Genomic DNA, 17,862 nt, shown 5'->3' with positions numbered 1-17,862 from the left:
TTATTCGCCGCGCTTGCGGAAGCTGTTTAACAGGCCGCCGATGGCTGCTGCCTTGGGTTTAACCAACCAGAACTTGCCGATGTAGTCATCGAAGTTGTCCAGCAGGTTTTGGCCCCACGCACTTTCAGTCTCTTGCGTAAATTCTTCGATCACGGTGCGCAGGTGGTGACGATGCGCTTCCAGTGCTTCGGTATTGATGCGGTGAATATCCACCAACTCGTGGTTGTAGCGATCCACAAAGTCGTTGGCTTCATCCAGTACGTAAGCGAAACCGCCGGTCATACCCGCGCCAAAGTTCACACCGGTTTGACCAAGAACAGTTACCACACCGCCAGTCATATATTCACAGCAGTGATCGCCTGCACCTTCAACAACGACGTGCGCACCAGAGTTACGTACACCACAGCGCTCGCCCGCAGTACCGGCTGCAAACAGCTTACCGCCAGTTGCACCGTATAGACAGGTGTTACCCAGAATACTGGTTTTGTTCGATTGGAAGCCGGAGTTGCGCGGTGGACGAATCACCAACTTGCCACCCGCCATGCCTTTACCAACGTAGTCGTTGGCATCGCCGTCGAGATACATATCCAAACCACCGGCGTTCCACACCCCAAAGCTCTGACCCGCAATACCGGTCAGTTTCAGCTTCAGCGGTTTATCGGCCATGCCTTGGTTGCCGTAGCGTTTGGCGATTTCACCACTGATACGCGCGCCGATTGAACGGTCGCAGTTGGTGATATGGAATTCAAACTCACCACCGGTTTTGGCTTCAATCGCGGGCAGCAATACCTTAACCATAGCTTCGGCGGTTTCGCCTTTGTCGAATGGCTCATTTTTGCTGACGGCGCACAATTGCGGCTTGGTTTCAAGGAACGCATCTGTGTGGATGATTGGTTTCAAATCCAGCTGTTGTTGCTTGGTGGTTTCACCTTCAAGGATTTTTAACAAATCCACACGGCCAACCAAATCACCCAAGGTAGCTACGCCAAGGCGTGCCAACCACTCGCGCGTTTCTTCAGCCACGAACTTGAAGTAGTTCATCGCCATTTCAACGGTGCCGATGTAGTGATCCTGACGCAGTTTGTCCTGCTGGGTAGCAACACCGGTCGCACAGTTATTCAAGTGGCAAATACGCAGGTATTTACAGCCGAGCGCCACCATCGGGCCAGTACCAAAGCCGAAGCTTTCAGCACCCAACATAGCGGCTTTCACTACGTCCAGACCGGTTTTCAAACCGCCGTCGGTTTGTACGCGAACTTTATCGCGCAGGTCGTTGGCGCGCAGGGTTTGGTGAGTTTCGGACAAGCCCAACTCCCACGGCGAACCAGCGTACTTGATAGACGTCATCGGACTTGCCGCAGTACCACCGTCGTAACCGGAGATGGTGATCAAATCGGCATAGGCTTTAGCTACACCGGCAGCAATAGTACCTACACCCGGACGCGATACCAGTTTCACCGATACCAGTGCAGCAGGGTTGACTTGCTTCAAGTCATAAATCAGCTGCGCCAAGTCTTCAATCGAGTAGATATCGTGATGCGGCGGTGGCGAAATCAGTGTCACACCGGGAACCGAGTGACGCAGACGCGCGATCAATGCATTCACCTTACCGCCGGGTAACTGGCCGCCTTCACCGGGTTTTGCACCCTGAGCGACCTTAATTTGAAGCACTTCGGCATTAACCAGATAAGCCGGAGTTACACCAAAGCGGCCGGAAGCAACCTGCTTGATTTTGGATGTTTTCACCGTGCCATAGCGCGCCGGATCTTCACCACCTTCACCTGAGTTAGAGCGACCACCCAAGCGGTTCATAGCTTCAGCCAAGGCTTCGTGCGCTTCAGGCGACAGAGCACCGAGCGACATGCCCGCTGAGTCAAAGCGTTTAATAATCGCTTCAATCGGCTCTACTTCGGAGATAGGAATGGGCTTGCACACATCCTCGCGAATGGCCAACAAGTCGCGCAGCATCGCCACCGGACGCTTGTTCACTACATCGGCATAGTTGCGCCACAGCGCGTAATTACCGCTTTGCACCGCCTTCTGCAGACTTTGCACTACGTCCGGGTTGTAAGCGTGATATTCAGAGCCGTGTACGTACTTGAGCAGACCGCCCTGCACGATTGGCTTGCGCTCAATCCATGCAGTTTGTGCAAGGATTTTTTGATCTGTTTCCAGATCTTCAAAGCGCGCTCCGCCGATACGGCTTGGTGTGCTTTCAAAACAGGTATTGACGACTTCTTCGGACAGGCCGATAGCTTCAAACAGCTGGGCACTGCGGTAAGAAGTGATGGTGGAAATACCCATTTTCGACAGGATTTTCAGCAAGCCCTTGTCGATACCCTTACGGTAGTTTTTGTAAGCGGTATCTACATCGCTCAGCAATTCGCCGGTTTCGATCAGGTCGTTGAGCACGTAGTAGCTCAGGAACGGATATACCGCTGTCGCACCATAGGCGATCAACGCAGCGATTTGATGTGGATCGCGCGCGCTACCGGTTTCGACGATCAGGTTAGCATCGCAGCGCAGACCTACGTTGGTCAAATGCTGGTTAACCGCACCCACCGCCAGCAGCGCAGGAATTGGCAGCAGACCTTTTTCAAAGCCGCTATCACTCAACACAATCAGAACTTTGCCCGATTTCACTGAGGCAGCAACGTCTTCGCAGAGCTTGTTCAGCGCAGTTTTCAGGTTGGTTTGCTCAGCGTTGTAGTAGAGCGAGAAAGTCGCCTGCTCGTAGCCGGGGCGATTCAACGTCATCAAGCCGCGGAACTTCTCAGGAGAGAGTACAGGCGAGGTCAGAATCACGCGGTCGGCGTGCTCTGGCAATTCATCGTATACCGGCAATTCGCGCCCAAGACAGGTCTCCAGCGACATCACAATCGCTTCGCGCAACGGATCGATTGGCGGGTTGGTTACCTGCGCAAACTGCTGGCGGAAGTAGTCGTAGAGCGAACGCTGTTGACGTGACAGCACGGCCATTGGGGTATCGTCACCCATGGAGCCAACGGCTTCCTGACCACCTTCCGCCAATGGGCGCAACAGCTGGTCGCGCTCTTCAAAGCTGACCTGGAACATTTTCATATTGGCTTTCAGCGCAATACCGTCCAGACCATTCTCTTTGGCGTCGGTGTTCAAGGTAGATTCGATACGCAGCGCACGTTCTTTCAGCCACTTTTTATAGGGCTGGGTGGATTTCAACTGATTGTCGATATCCTTGGTGTTGTGCAGGGTGCCGGTCAGGGTATCAATCGACATAATCTGACCTGGGCCAAGGCGGCCTTTAGCCACTACGTCCGCTGGATCATAGGCGTATACACCCACTTCCGAAGCCACGGTGATCATATCGTCTTTGGTGATAACCCAGCGCGATGGACGCAGACCGTTGCGGTCGAGGGTACATACCGCGTAGCGACCATCGGTAATTACCAAGCCTGCGGGACCATCCCAAGGCTCGATATGCATAGAGTTGTATTCGTAGAAGGCACGCAGATCCGCGTCCATGTTTTCTACGTTCTGCCATGCCGGCGGAACCAGCATACGGATTGCACGATGCAGTTCCATGCCGCCCAACGTAAGGATTTCCAGCATGTTATCCAAGCTGGATGAGTCAGAACCAGTGCGGTTTACCAGCGGCGTTACGCTGTGCAAATCGGGCAACAATGGCGTTACAAATTTAGGGGTACGCGCCACCGCCCAGTTGCGGTTGCCCACAATAGTGTTGATCTCACCGTTGTGCGCAAGCATGCGGAACGGTTGCGCCAGCGGCCAGCGTGGAGAAGTATTGGTAGAGAAGCGCTGGTGGAATACACAGATCGCCGTCTCCAGACGCTCATCAGCCAAATCGCTAAAGAAGCGCGGCAGATCAACCGGCATCATCAATCCTTTATAGGAGAGAATACCGGTGCTCAGGCTGGCAACGTAAAAAGAAGAATCATCAGCAAGACGCAATTCAGCTTTGCGGCGCGCCATGAACAATTTGGAATTGACCTGTTCGATGGTCAGATCAGGGTTGTTCACAAACAGGTGATTAAAAGTCGGCAGCGAGCGCATGGCAATTGGGCCAAGGCAGCTTGGATCAACTGGCACTTCGCGCCAGCCAGCAACGATCAGACCTTGGGCAACCAACTCTTCGCTCACAATAGCGCGCGCTTTGTCGGCTACCGCTGGATCGCGGCTAAGCATGATCGAGCCTACACCATAGATAGGAGTCAACTCTGCGCCGCAGGCTTCTTTGGCCACGGCACGCAGGAAGCTGTCCGGCTTTTGAATCAGAAGGCCGCAACCGTCACCGGTTTTGCCGTCCGCATTAATACCACCGCGGTGGGTCATGCAGGTCAGGGCTTCGATTGCCGTAGTAAGCAGACGATGGCTGGTTTTGCCCTTTAAATGGGCAATCAAACCAAAGCCGCAGTTATCTTTGAACTCGTCTATCTGGTAGAGGCCAGTGGTCATAGGCTGAATCTCAACTTAAATCACTATCAAGGGAAGTGCTGCAAGTTCTGGCAGGCTATTGCGTTATGCGAAAGCCGCGCCAGTTCACTTCCCAGACAAAAAAGCCCCTGGTATCCAGAGGCTAGGCAAATGGGCGCAGGATATTACCCGCTTGAAGGGGTATTAGCAAGACGAAAGGGGCTAGGATGGATTGCGCCAGTCCTCGGGAGTCAGGATTTTTTTGGCGCCAAATGTCTGCTGATCCGCCTCGCTTGCACCATCTTTGCACTCGCCGCGCACCCATAAGTCATAGCGCGAAATCTTGCGATCCAATTCAAAAAAACCGTCGCGACAATAACCTGAATGCTCGACCACATAACCGGCATTGGTAATCAGGCGATCATAGGTGTCGCGCCCCATATCGATACCGCCGCGCGCAAACTCTCTGCCGGGGCGATTATCGCCACGCGCCACATTGATATGACTGGGCACCTGGGCTTCAGGTATACGCAGGCGATAGGTAAACATTTTGCTGGTATTGGGCAGAATTTCTATCTCCAGTGTTTCTGCCATCCCGGAATCAACATAACTGCGACCATTGTTGGTGCTACAGCCCAGCATCGACATCGCCATTAACGACGCTGATACCAACCATAAAATCCCGCTGTGCTTCATAGGGTTGCCTTATTTTTCTGGGTGAGGTCTTGTGACCGGCATTCGCCGCGCGAGTTCAGACCGATGATTTTGATGCCGTAGCATCTGCGCCCTACTGCTCTGCCCGACCATAATGTTCTGCTAAATACTCATCGTGCGAGGGCAAGCTTTTCACCATGTTAAAGATGGCTGAACGCGCGAGCTTTAAGGTATCGCTGATTTGCTGATAATCGAGATTATCCACCCGTGGATTGTATTTTTGCGGGCGAATACCCATGCCCTCGAATACCGATTGCCAGCTGGCAGCGCGAAATAATTCATCGTTATCTTCGCGCAGAATTCCGTGTCCGCGAAACAACTCTATGCGCTCCTGCAAGGATTCCGGTAGTGCCATAGTTTTGCACCAGCGCCAAAATTCGCTGTCATCGCGCTCGGTTGCACAATAGTGCAGCACAATAAAATCGCGCACTTCTTCATAGTCCGCGCCCATGCGCCGATTGTATTCGCGGCGCAAGCTTGGGTCGCAATCAGCATCGGGAAAGAAGCGCAAAAAGAAATCCATGCCGCGCGCGATCAAATGAATCGCCGTTGACTCCAGTGGCTCGATAAAACCGCCAGACAAGCCCAAGGCGAGGCAATTATCCTTCCAAAATACTTTGCGACGCCCGGTATTAAAACTGATCAGGCGCGGGTCACTGATGCGCGGGGCATCCAGATGCTTGAGCAATGTGGTTTTGGCCTCGGCATCGCTGCAAAAACGACTGGAATAGACATAGCCGTGGCCAGTGCCGTTGCGCAACGGAATGCGCCAAGCCCAACCGGATTTACGCGCGGTTGCAGTGGTATAAGGCATGCGCGAACCGGCCCTTTCGGTTTTGACAACATAGGCGCGGTCGCAAGGCAAATAATGCGACCAGTCGTCAAACTCCACTCCCATGGCATCGCCAATCAGTAGCGATTTAAAACCAGAGCAGTCGATAAAAAAATCGCCCTCGATACGACGCCCGTCAGATAATTCCAGCGCCTCGATAAAACCATTATCTTTGCGCAGCACATTCACACAATTACCTTCGCTGCGCACCACGCCACGCGCTTCGGCGTAACGGCGCAAATAAGCGGCGACCAACTTGGCATCCAAATGCACTGCGTAGCCAGCACCGCCAATGGGGGTATTCATCGCTTGCGCTGGCAAAAAGAATTTTTCTTGCGCTGCCATGACTGCACAAGGGGAAAAATCCTGCAACTCGTAAGCGTCACCGGCTTTAGTCGCCTTGAGCCAACACTGGTAAAAATCCTGCGCGCCAATACGTTTGCCCAAGGCACCATAAGGATGAAAATAGGATTGGTTTTTTGCACGCCAATCGACAAATTTAATACCGAGCTTGTAACAGGCTTGGGTTTCACGAATAAATACCTGCTCATCGATCCCCAAACTGGTGATCAACTTGACCACCGGCGGGATGGTCGATTCCCCTACACCGATTGCACTGATCTCTTCCGACTCAACCAATTCGATTGTGCACAGATCGCGCTTTAAATGCGCTGAGAGCATAGCGGCTGCAATCCAACCGGAGGAGCCGCCACCGAGGATGACGATTTTTTTCAGGGGATTAATACTGGCAGTCATAACACTGGACTCGCAGGTTCATATCAGTGCAGAGAAAGCATGGTTTGCACATTGTCGTCCGGCTCGGTGGTGAAACTCCAGTAGGCACCACTGCAAGTTTGGATAGCCTTGCGCAGCACATCAATAGCCTTGTGCCGCGGAAAACTCGCGCGCCACGCCAAGGCCAAACGTCGCTGGCAATCAGGTGATGCCAGTGGCCGCGCTACTAGTTGATGCAAGCTGCACAGTCCGCCCTCCGCTGCCGAGCGCGGCAATATACTCACCCCCAAACCGGCGGCGATCATATTACGCAGGGTTTCGAGACTATTCGCCTCCGTCATACGCGCGGACTTTCGATCAGGAAGTTCGCCCTTGTCATCAACGACTGCAAGCAATTCAGGACAGAGCCCTAATACCTGTGCGCGCAAGCAATGCCCTTCGCCCATTAAAATAAACGGCTGCTGGCGAATATCATCCAACTCGATGAGATCTTTGTGCGCAAGCGGATGGTGTTTTGGCACCACCAACACCAAAGGCTCATCAAACAATTCTTGCGTGACCACATCCGGTTCACTGAACGGCAGGGAGACCAGGATTACATCCAATACCCCGTCGCGCAGCTTTTTGCGCAGATTGTCGGTGTAATCTTCCTGTACCAGCAGCGACATTGAGGGTACTTGTTTTTGCAAATGCGGAATCAATTGCGGTAGCAGATAAGGCCCCATCGTAAAAATGGAGCCCAGCGCCAGCTCACCAGCAAGTTGGTCTTTCCCCGCATCAGCCAGCGCTTTGATGTTATCTGCGCCGGCGAGCAACAACCTGGCTTGAGCAGCAACACGCACTCCCATCGCCGTAGGCTTAACACCGTTTTGAGTACGCTCAAATAGCGCCACCCCCAACTCATCTTCCAGCTTGCGCACCGCCACACTCAAGCTCGGCTGGCTCACGTGGCAGCGCTCGGCGGTACGCCCAAAGTGCTGCTCGTCGGCAAGAACCACTATGTAACGCAATTCAGTCAGAGTCATAAGAGGCAGAAAGTGGAGGAGATTTGCGCCAGTGTGCCCGTTTGCAATGCAAATGCAAGGCAGTCGGGATTTTTTACATTTTTATCCCGCGTCGCTTAAACCCCTCACAGAATCGCCGTGTAAATCAACAAGTTGCAAATTGCGGTACAAAAAATGCTCTTAGGCGCTTGAGCAGTACCCCTTCACTCTTTAACGGACTAATCACCATGTTAAGAATTAAATTGCTTTTTGCAGGGTTAGCGATAGCACTGAGTTTCGGCAATGCCGCTCATGCTGCCACGATTAACTTTGATCTTACCGACCCCGACAGTCGCAACAACATTTATAACAGCACTTACGCCAAACAATATAACTATCAAGAATCAGGGCTAAACCTCTCTGTAACAGGCTGGTCGTACAACAGCAACAAGGTGGTTGTGCAAGATTGGGTTGGCAAGTGGGACGGTTTGGGGGTCGAGAAAGTAGACTCACCGAATCACGCAGTTGACAATGAGAACGGCGATTTCGATATGTTGCTGCTGTCATTCGACAAGGCGGTAACGCTTAAATCGATTGATCTGGGTTGGATCAGTGGCGATAGCGATATGTCATTTATGGCATTTAATGGCGGCGGCGCTTTTGATTCCAACAGCTTGCTTGGCAAGAAATGGGAGATGCTGATCGGCAACGGCTGGCAATCTGCCGGGAATTATTACAATGTTGACTATGGTGCCAATTCTGGCACCATCAATCACTCCAACATCATCTCGCAATATTGGCTCGTCGGTGCTTACAACAATGCACTGGGCTCATTCAATAACTTCAACCAAAATCTCTCCAGCAAAACCGACTATTTCAAAGTAAAAGGCGTAGGACTTGAACTACCACCAGACTCACCACCAGTAAGAGTTCCCGAATCCGGCTCACTGATGCTGGTGCTGTTGGGTTTTGCCGGTTTACTGCTGGCTCGTCGCCGTAAGGTCTAGTTCTCAGCGTTGTGAGTTCACTCCCAGAAGGGCGCCCAAGGCGCCCTTTTTTATTGCCTATAAATCTGTATCGCTTATGATGGCGCGGACTTAAACCCGATAAAAAGACTCAGGGACAAGAATAACAATCCATCCAGCGAGGCTACTTTTATGTTCAGACGATTCGCTTTATCCCTTGCACTTACCTGTGTATCCCTCTGCACCGCGTTAAGCGCTCAGGCGCAACAATTTAACGTGCTGCTGTTTACCAAGATGAACGGTTTCCATCACGTATCGGTCAACGAAGGTGTAAGCGCCATGCGTGAACTGGCCAAGCGCCATGATTTCACTATCGATTGGCAAGAAGATGCAAAAGTCTTCAGCGATGAAAAACTCAAAAATTACCAAGCCGTCATTTTCCTGTTAACCACAGGCGATATCCTCAACGACGAGCAACAAGCGGCGATGGAGCGTTTTATTCGCTCCGGCAAAGGCTTTGTGGGGATTCACAGCGCGTCCGATACCGAATACGACTGGGATTGGTATACCAAAATGGTCGGTCGCACCTTTCACATTCATCCCGCCAATCAAAGTGCGGATCTGTTAGTGCTGGATCGCAAATTCCCCGGCCTGGATCGTATGCCCGACCGCTTTTTGTGGACCGATGAGTGGTACGAATTCGGCGCAGAGCGCATCAAAGGTTTGAATTACATTCTCGCGGTTGATGAGCAAACCTATGACGCCAAAGTACAGTGGGGCGAGAAAATAGGCGCAGGCATGGGCAAATTTCATCCCATCGCCTGGTATCACAATTTCGACGGCGGCCGCGCTTTTTACACTGCACTCGGGCATTTACCCGCAACCTATAGCGACCCACTGTTTCTTGAACATATCTACGGTGGAATCTACTGGGCCGCAACCGCCAAGGGCATGCGCAAAAAATAACTCCTGACCATCATTAAACATAACAACAGACATTATGAAAAACTTCTTAAAAAACTACGCACGATTTATTTATCCCGCCGTAATTTTGCTGATTTCTTTGGGGGTTTATTTCCCCTTTTACGGCTCGCCACAGGCAATGTTTTGGGATGAAAACTACCACGTTGCCTCGGCGCAAAAACACATCGATGGCGTGATGTACATGGAGCCACACCCACCGCTCGGCAAACAGCTGATGGCGATTGGCGAAGTGCTGTTTGGTGGCAATGGGAATGTCGATAAATCCAAATTATTGGAAACCGACTACCTCACTGGCGATAACGCACCACCCACCATGACCTACAAAGGTTTCCGCTGGCCGTCGGTAGTGATGATGGCATTTTCGGTGTTGTTTTTTTACGGCATTATCAATTGCATTACCCAGCGCGCTTGGCTCGCTGCTGCGTTTACCAGCATGGTGATTTTTGATAATGCGCTGGTAATTCACTCGCGCGCGGCCATGCTGGAAGGCATTCAACTCTTTTTTATTCTCGCGGCACTTTATTATTTTGTGCGCACCGCAACGCAATTTATTCATCACCAAAAACCAATCCTGCTCAAACACTACGCCATTCTCGGTGCATTAATTGGCTTGTCGGTAGCAGTGAAAGTAAACGCATTTATATTGCTTTTGTTGTTTGTGATGTTATTTGGCGTTGATCAGTGGAGTGCAATTAAAAGCTGGAACTGGGCTGCATTATTAAAACGTTTGGCCACCACTGTTCCCGCCGGTGTAATTCCGGTTGCGGCGGTATTTTTTGCCGTGTTTTATGTGCATATCGGCATGGGCACCGAGGTTTATCAAAACCGTACCTACAAAGCATCGCCGGAATATCTCGAACAAATTCGCATGGGCAATACCTGGTCACTCAAAACCTTTAAATTAGGCATGCGCGACAATTGGAAATACATGAGTGAATACGCCGACGGTGTACCGCGCTTGGATGTGTGCAAGCCCGACGAAAACGGCAGCTACGCAATGGGCTGGCCACTGAGTAAAAAAACCATCAGCTATCGCTGGGATAAAAACACGGTCGATGGCAAAACTGTCACCAAATACAAATACTTGATCGGCAACCCGATTGTGTGGTTCTCGGTTGTTGCGGGGATTATTTTGTCATCTGGTTTGATCATCGGTCGCTTCGTCTACAACAGCCCAATCAAAGATGAAAAATTGTTTTACTGGATTTGCGCCTTCACCGGTTTGTATCTCAGTTACATGATTGCGATATTGCAAATCGAGCGGGTGATGTATCTCTACCACTACTTGGTGCCGCTGCTGTTTGGTGCCATCAACCTCGCGCTGGTATTTGCCTACATTTACCGCGATGAAGTCATCGCCAACAACAAACACACCATCATTAACGCCAGCCTGTTTGCACTGCTCGTCATTGCCGTCTTTGCGTTCTTCGCCCCCTTCACTTATGGCTTGGGCTTGACCGAAGATCAATTTGAATTGCGCAACTGGTTCAGTTTCTGGAAATTACAGGTGGTGAGATAATGAACATTCAAAAACTATTAAATAAAAATACGATTTTCACCGCCCTGCTCGCGCTGGTCACCATTCTTATTCTGGTGCGCATCACGCCGGTTTCTGTCGATTCAGTAGTAAAAGTGGTGATCAGTAAAAACCGCACCAGCATCACTAATATTTATCAGGCGCGCGATATCGAATTCACGCGTGAGGTGATGATCGACCGTTTAAACCTGCTCGATAAAAGCCGTTTCAGCCACCCGAAGCTGGGCAACATCGCCACCTACAGCGATGACTTTTTTGTCGATGTAAACCACACCATCGATGTCAAAAAAGCAGGCAACTTCCGCTTTTTAATCGGCAGCGATGATGGCTTCTCACTAAGCATCGACGGCAAAAAGATTTGCGAACACTTGGGTGATCGCCCTTACTCAGTGCAACCCTGCTTAATTCAATTAAGCGAAGGCAAACACCAAGTGTACATCTCCTACTTCCAAGGCTTCGGCAACTCCGGCTTCACCGTGGAATACGCCTACAACGACGAAAAACCCCGCTGGTTCGGCGACGACTCGGCGAGCGTGAAGTTTTAATCACATCTGCATCACCACGAAAAACGCCCGCAATGCGGGCGTTTTTCATTGTTATAAAAAATCAATCTCCTGCCCACTCACGGCAACAAATCAATCTCTTTCTGTTTTGCTTCTGCGCTGATATGCAGTTGCGATTTTCCGCTGCGAACACGCTTTTCGCCTAACCATTTCACGATGGGTGCGGCGATCAAAATTGAGGAGCTGGTGCCGATCACTATGCCGAATAACATGGGCAGTGAAAAACTCGCTACTGCGCTGCCGCCGGCGATTGCCATTGGCAATAAGGCGAGAAAGGTGGTGACGGACGTAAACACTGTGCGTGTTAGTGTTGAGGTGATGCTTTCATTGAGTAGTTGCACTAAAGGCTTATCCGGTGTGTTGCGCAGGTTTTCGCGGATGCGGTCAAACACTACCACTTTGTCATTCACCGAATAACCAATTAGTGCGAGCAGTGCAGCAACAGCAGTGAGATTAAATTCCACGCCTGCAAGTGCAAAAAAGCCGATGGTTTTGGTTAAATCCAGCGCGAGTGTGAGTGTGGCGGCGAGTGCAAAATGCGATTCAAAACGCAGCCATAAATAACCGAGCATTCCCAAGCCGGCAATAATAATGGCGAGGATTGTGGCATCGCCAAAATCGCCACTTACGCGCGGGCCGACCATATCCACACGCGGAAATTCTGCCGCTGGCGAAACACTTTGCACTGCGGTTTTAACCGCTTGCACACTTTCACCGCTGGCAACATCTTCCGCGGATTGCATGGGCATGCTAATTAAAAAATGGCCGTCGCTGCCAAATTCCTGAATCGCCACTTGTTCGCTATTGCCTTGTGCTAAGGCTTTACGCAGATCAGCAACAACAGTATCTGGCGCGCTTACTTCGATCACAGTGCCGCCACTAAAGTCCACACCGTAATTCAGCCCCGGAGTAAAAAACAAAACGACTGCTGCAAGTGATAACACCGCCGATGCCGTCAAACCAAAAAAGCGCGCGCGTAAAAATGGAATGGTGTTTTCGCTGATTTTATCCAGCAGTTTGATGCCCGAAATTACCAGAGGTTTTTCGCCTAACTTTTCAACGCGCCACTCCATTACCAAACGGGTAAACGAAATCGCGGTGAACATGGAGATGATTAACCCAACCGCCATAGTGACCGCAAAACCGCGCACAGGCCCGCTGCCAAATAAAAACAATAAGCTAATGGCAATTAACGAGGTGATATTGGAATCCAGAATTGTGCTGTAAGCGCGTTGAAAACCTGCGCGCAGTGCAGTCATCGCCGTGGCACCGCGCCGGGTTTCTTCGCGAATGCGTTCATTAATTAAAATATTGGCATCCACCGCCATGCCGACACTCAAAATAAATCCGGCAATGCCTGGCAGCGTGAGTGTTGCACCGAGCAAACTCAACACACCAAAACTCAAGCCGATATTGATGGCTAAACCAACGCAGGCGATTAAACCCCAGCGGCCATAAATGCCCACCATAAACGCGAGCACCAGCAGCGCGCCAGTAATGCCAGTGCTGATTCCCATTGAAATAGCATCGCTACCCAAATCTGGCCCTACAGTGCGCTCTTCAATTACTTTTAATGGTGCAGGCAATGCGCCTGCACGCAGCAACAATGCCAAATCATTTGCGCTGGCGCTGGTAAAAGAGCCGCTAATTTCACCGCTGCCACCTTGAATTGCGCTGCGAATTACCGGCGCTGTTACTACTTTGTCATCCAGCACAATGGCGAGCACGCGGCCAACATTGCGTTTGGTCATATCGCCAAAACGGCGCGCGCCGTCGTTATCTAATTTAAATGTAACAACGGGCTCGCCGGTTTGCTGGTTAAATGCCAAGCGCGCATCGCTGATGTGTTTTCCTTCCAGCGCGACTCGCTCCTCCAATTGATAACGCGCGCCCCGAACATTGTCAGGAGCATCGCCTTCTACAGAAATTATCTTTGTATGCAGAGCGGATTTTTCATTCGCTGCCCAGTGGAAAGTCATACGCGCAGTTGTGCCTAACAATTCGCGAATATGTTGCGGATCACTCACACCCGGCAATTGCACCAAAATGCTGTCGCTGCCCTGCTTTGTAATCATCGGCTCCACCATGCCGGTTTCATCCAAGCGGCGGCGCACCACTTCCAAACTTTGATCCACTGCATCGCGCACTATTTGCTCGTGCAGAGCAGGGTTTTTATTTGCCGTTAATTCGCTGGTGTCCACTTCCAACAACAAATGGGAACCGCCGCGTAAATCCAAGCCCAAGGTGAGTTGGTTTTGCGTGTACCAATCGGGTAATTTTTTTGAAACTGAATCAGGTAATACATTGGGCAGTGCGCAGAGCAGCCCAAATAAAATAATCAGGCCATACACTATCGCCCGCGAAAAACGTGTTTTCATCGCCAATACTCCACCACGCATTCAAACTTCTTTTTAATAAAAAGAATGAAATGCAAAAAAATTTTAATGTGTTTTGTGAACGGGAGTAATTAAACGAAGGGCGGTGCGCGCGGCGAATCGAGCGATTGCAGTTGCTGTAAATAGACGCGCGGCGATGAACTTTCCGCAACAGAAAACGCAGCAGTTAGCGATGGAGTAACAACAAACTCACTGGCGATTAACACCCAAAGTGCGACGGGTGTTTCTGTAGCAGCAAGGTGATGAGATAAATCAGTTGATGGGGGATTGGATGTGCGTTTAAAAAAGCGTTTCAGCGCGCGCGAATGTTCTGCCGGAACATGCAGAGGCATTTCCAGCGAAGCGGCAACACTTTTGCTCCCAGCATCACCTGCCACATAAACGCCGTTATTCGATGCAAGCGCGAGCAGCCACAAAATACTCGCAGCCAGCAACCCGCCCCAAAGGAGCCGCATACTGGACTGCGATAATTGTGGAGTGTGATGATTCATAGTTGCGCACGCAGAATTGAACCCCTTGGATATGGGGTGCGTCAGCACTAATTCAAGGTTTTTAATCTCCCCCAGCCCCTCTTTTGCAAAGAGGGGAGCCAGTTCCGCGCCTTGCCAAGAAGAACCAGCACCTCCCCTTAACGGAGAGGAGAGCCAGTTCCTCCCTTTAGCAAAGGGAGGTTAGGAGGGATTACAACTATTAAAACGTGTAGTTCGCACCCACGTAGTAAGTACGGCCAAACCATTGCAGGGTACGGGTTAACTGCTCGTCGAACATGTAACTGCGGTTGGGTTCGTTGGTGAGGTTGCTGATGGAGAAAATCAGATCCAAGCCGTTATCGAATTTGTACGAGGCTTGATAATCCAACAGCGTTTCTGGTGCATAGACAATCGGTTGCAGATTGACGTTGCGCGTCTCACCTACGAACGAATCCTGAAAGGTAGTCGACAGGCGAGTTTCGAATCCGCCGTAACTGTAGAAGAGCGTAAAGTTCGCAGATTTTTCTACCAATCCGGGGAACGGCAATGTGCTTGAACCGCCCTCTACACTTTCGACGGTATTTGCTACGGTGATTTCACTATCCGTCCAGGAATAGGAACCGCTTACGCCCAAGCCCTGCCATAGTTCCGGCAAGAAATTAAAGGTTTGGGTGTAGGAGACTTCCAAGCCGCGAATAAAACCGCCATCGCTGTTGTTGATCGAGGTGGAGTAATCGCCGTTTTGCACTTCCTCTTCAACCACTACGCCGCCGACGGTGACATCCCAGGTATCGGGCACATCAAAACCGGCTGCGCGGAAATCAAAGTTCTCATAGGTGATGTCCTGAATAAAGGATTTGATTTCACGGTGGTAAACCGCCACCACAAAGGCACCGTTGGTATCCGGCATATAGTGTTCAAATGACAGATCCACTTGGTCGGCAATAAACGGCGTCAGGAACGGCGATGTATTGCTGCCGTAGTTGAAGTAAGGAATGTTGCCTTCCAGCGATACAGTGCCTTCCGAATCCGGCGCAGCCAAACGATTGATCGGCGGACGCGACAACACACGCGCCAACGCCAGACGCAATTGGTTGTCTTCGGCCAGGGTGTAATTCAGGTTGAGCGATGGCAGGTTGTAATCGTATTTGGCGCCGAGGGTTTGATAGGCGTAGTCAGATTTGCACTCGCCAACTTCGTCGCAAATTTCGGTTGCGCCTTTGCTTTCATCGCCATTCACATTTACCAGCGCCACACTCGACTGGTCGGTGCGCACATGGCGCAGGCCGATGTTGCCCACCAAGTCGCGGTCAAACAGGGTGGTTTCGATATTGGCTTGCAGATAAAACGCAGTGATATTTTCATCGATATCCGAACGCTGTTTCATCGACCAATCACGCCCTTCACCCCAACGCGCCGCCGGTTCAATGGAGCGCGGCGATGCGGTTGGATTGAGATTATCTTCCGAGATCGCAGGCACTGGTCCGAGCACTAATCCATCGTCATAGGCTTGCTGGATAATCTTGTCGCCATCAATCGCCAAAAAGGATGGGAAGTTAGCGAAGTCACCTTTCCAATGGACTATATCCGAATTCTCAGTGGTGATCGGCAATGACCAGTCAGTGAGAATATTGCCGCCGCCGTCACCGTAGACAAACACTTGGCGACGGTCGGTGTGGTTGCGCTCGGAATAGCGTGCACCTGCCTCAAAGGAGCGAATCAGCGGCATCTCGACTTCGTATTCCATATCCAAGCGCACCGCATCAATCACATCGTCGTTGATACGCGGATAGCGCTCGTAATTGGCCAAACGCAAATTGCTCACGCCGTTTTCGTCGTACTCGGCGTAATTGCGGCTGAGGTTGATGCTGGGCACGTTGATGCCATCGAGCAGATAGGTCATCGACTGGTCGGTATCGCGCTCGTAGGGATCGGTGTTGGGCGCAACTGAATCCTTGGGTGTGTACATATAAGCACGCACTACCCCGTCAGCCTGCTCACCAGAGGCTTCAGAGTGCGACAAATCGAGCGCCACACTAAATGCATCCTGACGCCACTCCACATTCAATCCGCCCGACAACAACTCGTTGGTCTGAGTCACGTCATTGCTGTTCACTTGCAGGTTGAGCGCGTTAGGGTTGGCGTCATCCACCAAAAACTCACCGCCCACTACGGCGCTGTTATTCCACAGCACCATGCTGGGAATCTCGGCGTTTTTCAGCGGTTGGATACGAATACCGCGCGAGTAGCTGTCGGATTCAAATTTGGAGTAGAACAAATCGGATTGGATCGACCAGTTTTCATTTGGCTCGAACTGCACCGCGGCAACATAACCATCGCGCGTTTCTTCACCGCCGGTTTGGAACACCTCAAAACCTTCGGCCATGTACACCGAGGTGGGGCGATTATCTGTCGGCAGTGCATTGAAGTTTTCATCGACAATGGTGGTACCCAAGCCCTTTTCATTGATCAGTGAATAGGGTTCGTTTTCGTAGTTGTATTGTTCAAAGCGGGTGGCCGAACGAGGCTGCACCAAGCGTGCATAACCCAGCGCAACACCGAGGGTGTCATCGAACAGTTTCTTCTGGAACGACAGCGACAAACGCTGACCGTAGGGTTCAGCGCCGTAAATGTCGGCGGCTTGGTCGTTGTAGCTACCGCGCACACCAATCGAGACTTTTTGGTCTTCGCTCATCGCCAGCGGGTTGGCAGTTTTCAGCTCTACCGTGCCCGCCACACCGCCTTCAATCAGCGATGCCTTGGGCGACATATACACCTCAACCGATTGGATCAGCTCCGAGGGGAACTGGCTGAATTCCATCGCGCGGGTGCCGTTGGGCGATACCTGCTCGCGGCCATTCAGGGTGGAGAACACAAAGCCCTCGCCCATACCGCGCACTTGAATCGTGCCCGCCTGACCGCCGGAGCGGGTGACGGTAATGCCGGGTACACGGCCAAGTGCATCGGCGATGGACACATCAGGCAAGCCGCCGATGTCGGCAGCAGAAATCGCCTGGACTACAGTATCGGCGTTGCGTTTGGTATCGAGGCTATTCATGATCGAACGGGCGTAGCCAGTGACCAGAACTTCTTCTACTTCCAGCTCGGGCTGGGGAACTGTGCTTGCGTCGGCGTCGGTTTGCGCCAGCAAGGATTGGGAGAGCGAGGCCATTGCCAGGGCAGATACGACCGCTGCCAAGGGTTTTAAGGTAAATGTTTTCATGTGCGTAATCTCAGCGTGTTATTTCGTTGTTATTCCGGTTCTGATGGCAG

At 51.5% G+C, this 17,862-nt stretch carries 11 protein-coding genes; 4 read left to right on the top strand and 7 right to left on the bottom strand.

Annotation, left to right across the window (positions count from 1 at the left end):
- From gltB to SPL68_RS05665, 4 genes are all read right to left on the bottom strand, one after another.
- Window positions 1–4,452 (bottom strand): glutamate synthase large subunit, encoded by a 4,452-nt coding sequence (gene gltB, locus SPL68_RS05680; protein WP_323814106.1) that lies wholly within the window; start codon window positions 4,450–4,452, stop codon window positions 1–3.
- A gap of 180 nt (window positions 4,453–4,632) precedes the next feature.
- Window positions 4,633–5,106: a hypothetical protein gene (locus SPL68_RS05675; RefSeq protein ID WP_323814105.1), complete on the bottom strand. Its 474-nt coding sequence runs from the start codon at window positions 5,104–5,106 to the stop codon at window positions 4,633–4,635.
- A 91-nt stretch (window positions 5,107–5,197) separates the two neighbouring features.
- A complete protein-coding gene (locus tag SPL68_RS05670; RefSeq protein WP_323814104.1) occupies window positions 5,198–6,712 on the bottom strand; it encodes a tryptophan halogenase family protein in 1,515 nt (504 codons plus the stop codon).
- 23 nt (window positions 6,713–6,735) lie between these two features.
- The gene (locus tag SPL68_RS05665; protein ID WP_323814103.1) at window positions 6,736–7,716 is read right to left on the bottom strand and encodes a hydrogen peroxide-inducible genes activator; all 981 of its coding nucleotides are present in this window, start codon (window positions 7,714–7,716) and stop codon (window positions 6,736–6,738) included.
- Between the two features lie 206 nt (window positions 7,717–7,922).
- On the opposite strand from SPL68_RS05665, the gene xdp1 reads away from it, so the two are divergent.
- From xdp1 to SPL68_RS05645, 4 genes are all read left to right on the top strand, one after another.
- Window positions 7,923–8,681 carry an exosortase-dependent surface protein XDP1 gene (gene xdp1 / locus SPL68_RS05660; RefSeq protein ID WP_323814102.1) on the top strand — a complete coding sequence of 253 codons (759 nt, stop codon included), beginning with the start codon at window positions 7,923–7,925 and terminating at the stop codon, window positions 8,679–8,681.
- A gap of 150 nt (window positions 8,682–8,831) precedes the next feature.
- Entirely contained in the window at window positions 8,832–9,605 is a 774-nt protein-coding gene (locus tag SPL68_RS05655) for a ThuA domain-containing protein (protein WP_323814101.1), read from the top strand.
- 34 nt (window positions 9,606–9,639) lie between these two features.
- Window positions 9,640–11,142 (top strand): phospholipid carrier-dependent glycosyltransferase, encoded by a 1,503-nt coding sequence (locus SPL68_RS05650; protein ID WP_323814100.1) that lies wholly within the window; start codon window positions 9,640–9,642, stop codon window positions 11,140–11,142.
- The gene (locus SPL68_RS05645; RefSeq protein ID WP_323814099.1) at window positions 11,142–11,705 is read left to right on the top strand and encodes a PA14 domain-containing protein; all 564 of its coding nucleotides are present in this window, start codon (window positions 11,142–11,144) and stop codon (window positions 11,703–11,705) included. The genes SPL68_RS05650 and SPL68_RS05645 overlap by 1 nt, the downstream gene beginning before the upstream one ends.
- A gap of 77 nt (window positions 11,706–11,782) precedes the next feature.
- On the opposite strand, the gene secD is transcribed toward SPL68_RS05645, so the two are convergent.
- From secD to SPL68_RS05630, 3 genes are all read right to left on the bottom strand, one after another.
- Window positions 11,783–14,101: a protein translocase subunit SecD gene (gene secD, locus SPL68_RS05640; RefSeq protein WP_323814098.1), complete on the bottom strand. Its 2,319-nt coding sequence runs from the start codon at window positions 14,099–14,101 to the stop codon at window positions 11,783–11,785.
- A gap of 89 nt (window positions 14,102–14,190) precedes the next feature.
- Window positions 14,191–14,610: a hypothetical protein gene (locus tag SPL68_RS05635; RefSeq protein ID WP_323814097.1), complete on the bottom strand. Its 420-nt coding sequence runs from the start codon at window positions 14,608–14,610 to the stop codon at window positions 14,191–14,193.
- Window positions 14,611–14,809: 199 nt separating this feature from the next.
- The gene (locus SPL68_RS05630; RefSeq protein ID WP_323814096.1) at window positions 14,810–17,812 is read right to left on the bottom strand and encodes a TonB-dependent receptor; all 3,003 of its coding nucleotides are present in this window, start codon (window positions 17,810–17,812) and stop codon (window positions 14,810–14,812) included.
- Window positions 17,813–17,862 lie beyond the last annotated feature (50 nt).

Source organism: Cellvibrio chitinivorans (genome assembly GCF_035117775.1).
Lineage (GTDB): Bacteria > Pseudomonadota > Gammaproteobacteria > Pseudomonadales > Cellvibrionaceae > Cellvibrio > Cellvibrio chitinivorans.
Note: the sequence above shows the minus strand (reverse complement) of the source record. Positions and strands in the feature narration are given on the sequence as shown.

What these genes read in the sequence shown, in the direction of transcription:
- SPL68_RS05665 (WP_323814103.1), bottom strand. Translation starts at nt 7,716, where the DNA reads ATGACTCTGACTGAATTGCGTTACATAGTGGTTCTTGCCGACGAGCAG.
- SPL68_RS05670 (WP_323814104.1), bottom strand. Translation starts at nt 6,712, where the DNA reads ATGACTGCCAGTATTAATCCCCTGAAAAAAATCGTCATCCTCGGTGGC.
- SPL68_RS05650 (WP_323814100.1), top strand. Translation starts at nt 9,640, where the DNA reads ATGAAAAACTTCTTAAAAAACTACGCACGATTTATTTATCCCGCCGTA.
- SPL68_RS05675 (WP_323814105.1), bottom strand. Translation starts at nt 5,106, where the DNA reads ATGAAGCACAGCGGGATTTTATGGTTGGTATCAGCGTCGTTAATGGCG.
- SPL68_RS05655 (WP_323814101.1), top strand. Translation starts at nt 8,832, where the DNA reads ATGTTCAGACGATTCGCTTTATCCCTTGCACTTACCTGTGTATCCCTC.
- secD (WP_323814098.1), bottom strand. Translation starts at nt 14,101, where the DNA reads ATGAAAACACGTTTTTCGCGGGCGATAGTGTATGGCCTGATTATTTTA.
- gltB (WP_323814106.1), bottom strand. Translation starts at nt 4,452, where the DNA reads ATGACCACTGGCCTCTACCAGATAGACGAGTTCAAAGATAACTGCGGC.
- SPL68_RS05630 (WP_323814096.1), bottom strand. Translation starts at nt 17,812, where the DNA reads ATGAAAACATTTACCTTAAAACCCTTGGCAGCGGTCGTATCTGCCCTG.
- SPL68_RS05635 (WP_323814097.1), bottom strand. Translation starts at nt 14,610, where the DNA reads ATGAATCATCACACTCCACAATTATCGCAGTCCAGTATGCGGCTCCTT.
- xdp1 (WP_323814102.1), top strand. Translation starts at nt 7,923, where the DNA reads ATGTTAAGAATTAAATTGCTTTTTGCAGGGTTAGCGATAGCACTGAGT.
- SPL68_RS05645 (WP_323814099.1), top strand. Translation starts at nt 11,142, where the DNA reads ATGAACATTCAAAAACTATTAAATAAAAATACGATTTTCACCGCCCTG.